General features: G+C 43.5%; 6 protein-coding genes. 1 reads left to right on the top strand and 5 read right to left on the bottom strand.

What is annotated here, in order from left to right:
• Window positions 1-279: 279 nt before the first annotated feature.
• Window positions 280-1,944: a mechanosensitive ion channel family protein gene (locus HWQ37_RS29530; RefSeq protein WP_292753963.1), complete on the bottom strand. Its 1,665-nt coding sequence runs from the start codon at window positions 1,942-1,944 to the stop codon at window positions 280-282.
• Between the two features lie 392 nt (window positions 1,945-2,336).
• On the opposite strand from HWQ37_RS29530, the gene ahcY reads away from it, so the two are divergent.
• A complete protein-coding gene (gene ahcY, locus HWQ37_RS29525; RefSeq protein ID WP_292753962.1) occupies window positions 2,337-3,614 on the top strand; it encodes an adenosylhomocysteinase in 1,278 nt (425 codons plus the stop codon).
• Between the two features lie 63 nt (window positions 3,615-3,677).
• On the opposite strand, the gene HWQ37_RS29520 is transcribed toward ahcY, so the two are convergent.
• The 4 genes from HWQ37_RS29520 to HWQ37_RS29505 all read right to left on the bottom strand — a co-directional run bounded on the left by HWQ37_RS29520 (window position 3,678) and on the right by HWQ37_RS29505 (window position 8,215).
• Entirely contained in the window at window positions 3,678-5,309 is a 1,632-nt protein-coding gene (locus tag HWQ37_RS29520) for a mucoidy inhibitor MuiA family protein (protein ID WP_292753961.1), read from the bottom strand.
• Window positions 5,310-5,404: 95 nt separating this feature from the next.
• Window positions 5,405-6,346, bottom strand: coding sequence for a LysR family transcriptional regulator (locus HWQ37_RS29515; RefSeq protein ID WP_292753960.1), 942 nt, complete (start codon window positions 6,344-6,346; stop codon window positions 5,405-5,407).
• Window positions 6,347-6,592: 246 nt separating this feature from the next.
• Complete coding sequence (locus HWQ37_RS29510) at window positions 6,593-7,381, bottom strand: BMC domain-containing protein (protein ID WP_292753959.1); 789 nt, start codon at window positions 7,379-7,381, stop codon at window positions 6,593-6,595.
• 57 nt (window positions 7,382-7,438) lie between these two features.
• Window positions 7,439-8,215 (bottom strand): LbetaH domain-containing protein, encoded by a 777-nt coding sequence (locus HWQ37_RS29505; RefSeq protein WP_292753958.1) that lies wholly within the window; start codon window positions 8,213-8,215, stop codon window positions 7,439-7,441.
• Window positions 8,216-8,336: the final 121 nt, after the last annotated feature.

The following is an 8,336-nucleotide window of genomic DNA, read 5'->3' as shown; positions in this document are numbered from 1 at the left end:
TTAGGAGTGCTGTTAGCGGATAGCTAAGGTTTAGCCCGTGCTGAGTTAGGAGTTAGGAGTTAGGAGTTAGGAGTTAGGAGTAGAGACGCGATTCATCGCGTCTGTACAAGAGTTTATCTCCTTGTCCCCTTGTCTCCCTTGTCTCCCTTGTCTCCCTTGTCTCCCTTGTCTCCCTTGTCTCCCTTGTATCCCTTGTCCCCCTTGTCTCCCCAGTCTCCAGCTACGAGAGGTCAGGGTTTGGTCTAATCAACTGAAAAATGCGGTAATGAAGCAAAATTTCTAATGAGCTTTGCCATTACTCGGAAAATTTAACAAGTGATCGTCATTGACCCAAATTGCTTGTTGAGGCACTGAGATGGAAATTCCAGCTTCGTCTAGGGCAACTTTCAGACGGCGGCGAAGTTCTCGTGCTACATCCCATTGCTTGAGGGGCTGTGTTTTTATCCAGACACGAATAATTAAACCGCGATCGCCAAATTGATCTATTCCCAAAACTTGCGGCGGTTCCAAAATTTGACGCTGCCATTGCATTTCTTGATTCATCTTATCGGCAATAGTTTCAATCAACTTCAAAGCCTCTTCTGTATCGGCTTGGTAGGCGATGGGAATTGTTAAATCGGCTCGTGACCAACGACTAGAAAGATTGGCAACAATTTTAATTTCACCATTGGGAATGGTGATCAAGCGCCCTTCGGAATCCCGTACTTGGGTCATCCGCAGATTCAGATTTTCGACTAAGCCTCCCACGTCTCCCACTGTAATCACATCGCCTAAAGCGTACTGGTCTTCTAAAATAATCAAGAAACCGTTAATTGCATCTTTAATTAAGTTTTGCGATGCCAAAGACAATGCAACACCAACCAAACTAGCACCCGCTAGCAAGGGAACGATATCTATCCCCAAGGATACCAGCGCTAGTAAGAAGCCTACTCCTACCCAAATCGCAGTAGTGATGCTTTTAGTCACGCCAGAAAATGTAGAAACTCGCAGTTGCAACCGTGCAGAACTTTCTGGGGTGAGGAAAGCACCACTGCTGATTAGAGTGGAGGCGAAGCGGTCAATCAATGCGTAGGTTAAACGGATTGCTACATAGGTTCCCAGGCATACGACACCTAATCGCAAAGGAAATTGGGCGGCTGTGAGAATTGCTACCTGAAAACCTCGTGTATAGGGAAATAGACCCAAAATAAAGAAGCTTCCACCTCCCCAAATTCCAGCTTGACTTAGCTGAAACAATCGTCTCTTGGCTTCTTGTAAATGTTGCTGTTGTCGTTGATTTAGTTGTGTTGTAATTGCTTGATCTGCTGGTGTTGAATAGTTAAATTCCCTTTGGGCTTGGGAGGTAATGGGGTGTTCTAAATCCTTTTGAGAACGTCGCTGCCAGCTATATACCCCCCAACTTGCGATCGCCATTGCCAGCGCGATACCGGCAGCAATTTTACCTTGGTCGATTAAAGATTGAGTTTGTCTTTCTTGCTTTGCTTGTTGTAAGTCTTCTTGTAACGATTCTTTGACTTGATTTGCCGATGTCGATATATCTACCTGTCGCAGTCCAGCATCTTCAGAAGTAACGGTCATCAGATATTGACCGTTGACATAAATTACTGGTAATTCGTTGACTTGGCGAACTTCTACCTTAACTGCGGTTTTTTCTGGTGATTTAAAGTAATTTTGACCAATTTTCTCCAACTTCTTTTGAATATATTCTGAACGCTCAGGAAAGTTGGTTTTTGTTGCCGCTATTTGAAATAACCGACGGCCATCTAAATAAATCCAGCCTGAAACAACTCTGTTATCGGAATCATTACTCACACTGCTGGGAGCTTGCAGCTGCGGTAACAAAGGAATCTGGGCTGTGGCTTTTGGCACAGATACAACGCCTATAGCTATTGAACTGGCGATGCCTACGGCGGGCAAAGCCAACGCCAAAAATTGAAATCGCACTCATACACCTCCTTGATTAAAATCAACTAATGACTTCTTCTCTAACCATCCTCCGCAATTACTTTGGGTAGATGTACCTATCTAAAGTTGAGGTTTTCCCTTTAGATGATAAAAAGTCGATGTTTTTTTGGTTATCATCCATCTTTAGACAGATGACAATAGATTTAAAATATGTATGTAAGCTTGATCAGAGTCTTACTCTTACTAAAGGTAAAACAAAAAATCCGAACCTGGGGATGAAGTTGACATTCCGCCGATCAAACGTCAAGCTAGTTTTGAGGGCTATTAACTAGTAATTTGCTTTCTTTCAAGCAAAAATTGCCAGTAGTAGAATACCCTAGTATGGTGCGTAAATTTTACGTAACTTTTTTAACTTTTTGAGGAAACTTTTGATGACCGCAACTTCTCCCCGATTAAAGCACGAGGTTAAAGACCTCGGCCTAGCAGCCTTGGGAAGACAGCGTATTGAATGGGCTGGACGCGAAATGCCAGTTTTGCGGCAAATCCGCGATCGCTTTGCTGTTGAAAAGCCCTTCGCTGGTTTACGCCTTGTAGCTTGCGCCCATATTACGACAGAAACAGCACATTTGGCGATCGCTCTGAAAGCCGGTGGTGCAGACGCGCTTTTAATTGCTAGCAACCCTTTATCAACGCAAGATGACGTAGCAGCTAGCCTCGTCGCCGATCATGAAATTCCCGTCTTTGCTCAAAAAGGCGAAGATAACGCAACTTATAACCGCCACGTTCAAATAGCTTTAGATCATCGCCCCAACATTATTGTTGATGACGGTAGCGATGTAGTTGCGGCTTTAATCCAACACCGCCAACACCAAATCGCTGATTTGATTGGTAGCACCGAAGAAACCACAACCGGTATCGTGCGTTTACGCGCCATGTTTAGAGAAGGCGTTCTCACCTTCCCCGCAGTCAACGTCAACGACGCTGATACCAAGCACTTCTTTGATAATCGCTATGGTACTGGGCAATCAACCCTAGATGGCATCATCCGCGCCACAAATATTTTGTTGGCTGGGAAGAACGTTGTTGTCGTCGGTTATGGCTGGTGTGGTAAAGGTACAGCCCTCCGCGCCCGTGGGATGGGTTCTAACGTCATCGTCACCGAAATCGACCCCATCAAGGCAATTGAAGCCGTAATGGATGGCTTCCGCGTCCTGCCAATGGCTAAAGCTGCATCTGAAGGTGATATCTTTATTACTGTGACTGGTAACAAGCACGTCATTCGCGGTGAACACTTCGATGTCATGAAAGACGGTGCGATCGTTTGTAACTCCGGTCACTTCGACTTAGAACTTGATTTGAAATACTTGGCTGCACAAGCTAAGGAAGTCAAAGATGTTCGTCCTTTCACCGAAGAGTACAAATTGAAAAATGGTAAATCAGTCGTCGTTCTTGGACAAGGACGCTTGATTAACCTAGCTGCGGCTGAAGGACACCCCAGCGCAGTAATGGATATGAGTTTTGCGAACCAAGCTTTGGCTTGTGAATTCCTGGTGAAGAATAAGGGTAAGTTGGAACCTGGTTTGCACTCCATTCCTCTTGAAGTTGATCAAGAAATTGCTCGATTGAAGTTGGAAGCTATTGGTATCACAATTGATAGCTTAACTGCTGATCAAATTGAGTACATTAATTCTTGGACAAGTGGAACTTGATACATTGATTAGTTGATTTTTTTAGGGGATAGGCTTTTGGGCTTATCCCTTTTTTTATGAACCCTAAATATCTAACCCAACTACCATTAAGTCAGGTGGATGTTCAACATTAAACTGGTAATATACCTCTCGTCGCTCTTGGGGTGGAAGAGTTAACTGCCATTCTAAAATCCCCATTTCACCAATTTGAATTTGTGGATTGCTGCGACTCAGACGGACTTTAATTTGCTCGTTGCGGCTAACTGGCAATTGTTCAGTGAGTTTTAGATTTATTTCTTTATCGAGTAAATTAGTAATTATCAACCGATAACTATAAGTAATCCGACGTTGGTTGCTAATTAATCTTTTATCTACCAGACGCTCAACTAATTCGCGCTCTATTTTTAAACCTTCATCAATTCCTAAGTTCAGTTTAAATTCTTGCCCCGGTGCAATATTCTCCAACCCAGTAGTACCGACAAAAACGTTGTCGCGGAAAATATTCGCTTTACCTGGTAACAAAGTCGCACCGTTGGGATTATTTTTCACATTTGCTTGTAGATAAGCAAAGCTTACCAAGCGCGCCATTGCCACATAATCGAAGCTACAAGGATAATCATCGTTGAAAATCGTAGTTTTATGGGGTGCGCCATCACTGGGAATATTACCACCACCATTCAATTTAAAGGTAACTACACTTCCTTCTTTGGATACTTCGGCTGTAACGGTTTCTGCTGAGATGAGACTATCTTCGGCAACTTCATCTTCTTCTTGCCAATCTGTTCTGGCAGCAGAAGCAGGTGGTTCTGGTATGCTAGGCAACAGTGGCGGCTGGGCAGCAAATCGTCGTCGTGGTAACATTTGGGGACGTGGCGCATCAATATACCAGGGTTCAAGTTTGGGTGGAAGTGTCCCTAATCCCGGTTTGGCGGTAGAAAGGGTGAGATTTGCACCAATCCAATCTTCGCCAGTGCTTTGAGTTATTTCTGCAAGATAACTCAGATGTACAATATCGCTGTTAGTGCTAAAGCGCAAGTCATAAAGCGGATTCCAACTAGCCCGATTTACTATGTAAGATACTTCTAATTCAAATTCGCCTTCACCCGTTACTTCAACGGCAACAACTAAGCTAAAACTCTCTTTGGGATGGGGTGTTTGGATTTTTTGCAATGAGGTGTGGAGTGCTTGGAGTTGTTTGTCTAATTCCTGCTGTTGGGTTTTGCACTCTCCAGATGCGATCGCATATTCACTATACTGGCTTCCGAGAAAGTTTAAAAAATCTAATGTTTCGCTGAGGCTGAGATTTTTTCGAGACAAACTCTGGGAAAATGGTTCTTCGGTTTTTTCACGTAAGCCGGCGATAAAACTAGATTGCAATGCTAAAGCATCCACCTGGGCTTGTAGATGGCGTTTTTCTGCTTCTAATTGCTGAATTTGCCTGGTTAAATGTGCTACTCGCTCCGCTACGGGTTCAGTAGTGTAAATGCGATCGCTACTAACTCCCACCAAGCGCACCCCTACCGTACCTTTGCCGCTAACCCTGACAGACTCAGTTTCTAGAGTCATTGGCACTGGGGTAATTACTAATTCCTGTTCAATCCCTGTTAAATCAACTACACCCCGCCGTGTAACCAATGCTCTGTCAGCATACACGGTAACAGCTACAATCTCGCTTTGTACTGTTTTGCGCCAAGACGGTATTTCCGGGTTAACCACTGCCAGTTTTCCCCCATTTTTAATGATTATGCTGGTTAATTGTCAATGTTTCCCGGTCTAACCGTCAACCCCCCTTTAGGTAATTCGTAATTATTTTAACCGTGAGTTGGTTCAAGGGTACTATAAGCCGGATCAGCCTTTTGCTCTACAAAATTCTTTGCCGCAGCTAGTAGATATTCATAATAGGCACGAGCGACGATAGATAGCTGCTTGCCAGAGGGGTAAACCATGTACCAACTTCGCTGAATGGGAAAGTGTTGTACATCTAAAATGCTAAACTCTGAAACATCTGATAGTAAAGTATGACGGGATAAAACAGAAATACCTAAACCACCTGCGATCGCTTGTTTAATTGCTTCATTGCTTCCCAATTCTAGCTTGACTTTTACCGTTACCCCTTGTTCTTCAAATAGCGCTTGGACGGCGCGACGAGTTCCTGAACCAGGTTCTCGCATAATAAAAGGTTCGTTAGACAGACGTTGGATAGGAATATTTTTTTCTTTGGATAAAGGATGATTATTCGGTGCAAACACTATCAAAGGGTTTTCTAGAAATGGTTCACAAGTTACATCTATATTGTCTGGAATTTGACTCATAATATATAAGTCATCCAGATTCTGACTCATCCGTTCTAAAATTTGTTCGTGATTTGTTACTTGCAGTGAGATATCAATTCCTGGATAAAGTTCGCAAAATGGCCCTAACAAACGTGGGATAAAATATTTTGCTGTTGTAATTACTGCCAAACGTAATTGTCCTTGTTTTAGCCCTTTTAAATCTGCCACCTTCATTTCATACTGGGCTATATTATGAAAAATCTGCCGACAAGTAGCAAATAATTCCCGTCCTGCCTCCGTCAGATACAATCGCTTCCCCACTTGCTCAAATAATGGCAAACCTACCGATTTTGTTAGTTGCTTGATCTGCATAGAAACTGTAGGTTGGGTGAGAAACAATTCCTCAGCAGCACGAGTAAAGCTACTGTGCCGTGCCGCCGCCTCGAACACCTTTAACTGGTGCAGCGTCGCTTGGTTCAAGGGTGATTCTCCTGTATATGGCGATTAATAGATATAAAACTAGTATTGCTGAACACTGGCAAATGATACAGTGATGCTCACAGAAAGTTACGAGTTTTATTTATAGATAAAACTCTATCATTTATATTAAAATAAAGGTATTTTATTTATGGTTCTAAGAAGGTATTATCAGAACAGATAAAGCGTAAGATGCCTTCCATCTAAACGGTGAATGCTGAATGATGATTTTTCAAAATTCATCCCTCATCATTCATCATTCCATAATTCTTCTTGAACTTTTGTAGGTAGCTTGGTTAAGTCTGGTAATCTTAGTACCTCGATTTCCGCAACTTGTTCTTTAATATTCACTGGTAAGTTTAACGGTTCGCGTTCTTCTATCCAGCAGCTTGCCAATGGCAAAGTTAACTCCATTTCATCCAGAGGTCGAGGAATTACCATCACTGCATTCAATTCCCCAATCCGTTCTGCTTCAAACATTCCTGCTTCCACTGCTACCGCCACATTTGCTACGGAACCCCGAATAATAGCTGTACACAAACCCGCACCAATTTTTTCATAAGCTGCTAAATAAACATCGGCAGCTTTGAGCATGGCATCACACGCTCCGACCATCGCGGGAAACCCTCGCGTTTCTACCAAACCAATTGCTTGATTACTCAGACGGCTATAATTGCCCTCTTGCATTAATTTAGTAAAACGGGTTGTGATGGGAAGTACTATATCTAGGTTCGGATAAGGTCGAGGAATCACCAAACTAGAAACCAACTGACCAAACTGTTCAGCCGTTTGCACACCAGATTCTACCGCCAAACGCACGTCAGCAATTCCACCCCGGACGATCGCAGTACAATGACCACTACCAGTTTTTTCATAGCCAACGAGGTGAACTCCCGCCGATTTCAGCATCATATCCGCCGTCCCAACGATCGCAGGAAAGCTGCGGGTAGAAACTAAACCCAAAGCAGTATCTTGAAAGGTTTCTTGACTACTCGCTCCCTGGATGGTGCGAATAGGCCGTTGATTATATGTTTCCATGATGAACTCTCCAAAATACGGAAAAAGCCGACACCTTACAATTAACACTTACTCTGACTAATCGTCAGAGTTTGGGTCGCTCAAGGATTGTCTATGAGGAAACAGTGTAGTCAACAGTCTGCTTATGCTCCCTTGTCCATAAATTTGAGTCCCAAAACCGTTAGGAGATTCTGTGGTTGGCTGACTGGGGACTGAGTTCTGTTCTGTAGAAGGTTGGGCGGCTTCTTTCAAAGTTGAGTCAGCGTCATTCGTCGGTTCCTGCACCGGAGGAGACTGACTTTCTGGAGTGGCGGGAGATTTAAAATAAGAAATTGACTTATTTTGTTTGAAATCTACAAAAGCCGAAGCTGAGAAGTTAGTTGAGGAAATTTCCTTTTCCTTAATTCCACTTGAGCCATTTTCTTCTTCCTTCGGTGGTGGTGCATTTGTAATAGAAGTTGGGTTATTTGTCGATGGCTCTAGTTGCTTTGTTGGGGCAATCTGCCGACTGGTGTCTCCTAAAATTGAACCAGGCGGTACTACTTGTCCAGGTTCAACCGAACAGTTAAAAACTGTAGTTGCTGAACCAATACAAGCATTTGCGCCAATTTTGCCTTTGCCAATCATCAAAAAACCGGCTCCCAGATTTGCACCTGCTTCTACTTCTAGAGTGCCTTCATGGACTTGGAGAATTGCTCCCATGCCAATACAGACCCCTGCCCCAATGACGATCTTGCTGTTTATAGCCGCTTGGAGGATCACCCCAGGTGCAAGTACCGCGCTTGGATGAATAGTTACCTCACCACTAATATAAGTATCAAAGTTATTGCTGAGGCGCAGTAGCGGCACAGACATGGAAGTTTTAACCTCGGAAGCCAGATGTAATTCTGAGTGCTGAGTGTATAGCAGTGCTGAGTTAAAAGTGCTGAGTTAAAAGTGCTGAGTGCTGAGTTAACACTTTAAGGACACCAGTCAC

The sequence above is a fragment of the Nostoc sp. NMS4 genome (assembly GCF_017115095.1).
GTDB lineage: Bacteria > Cyanobacteriota > Cyanobacteriia > Cyanobacteriales > Nostocaceae > Nostoc.
This window is presented reverse-complemented; position numbering and strand designations above follow the sequence as displayed.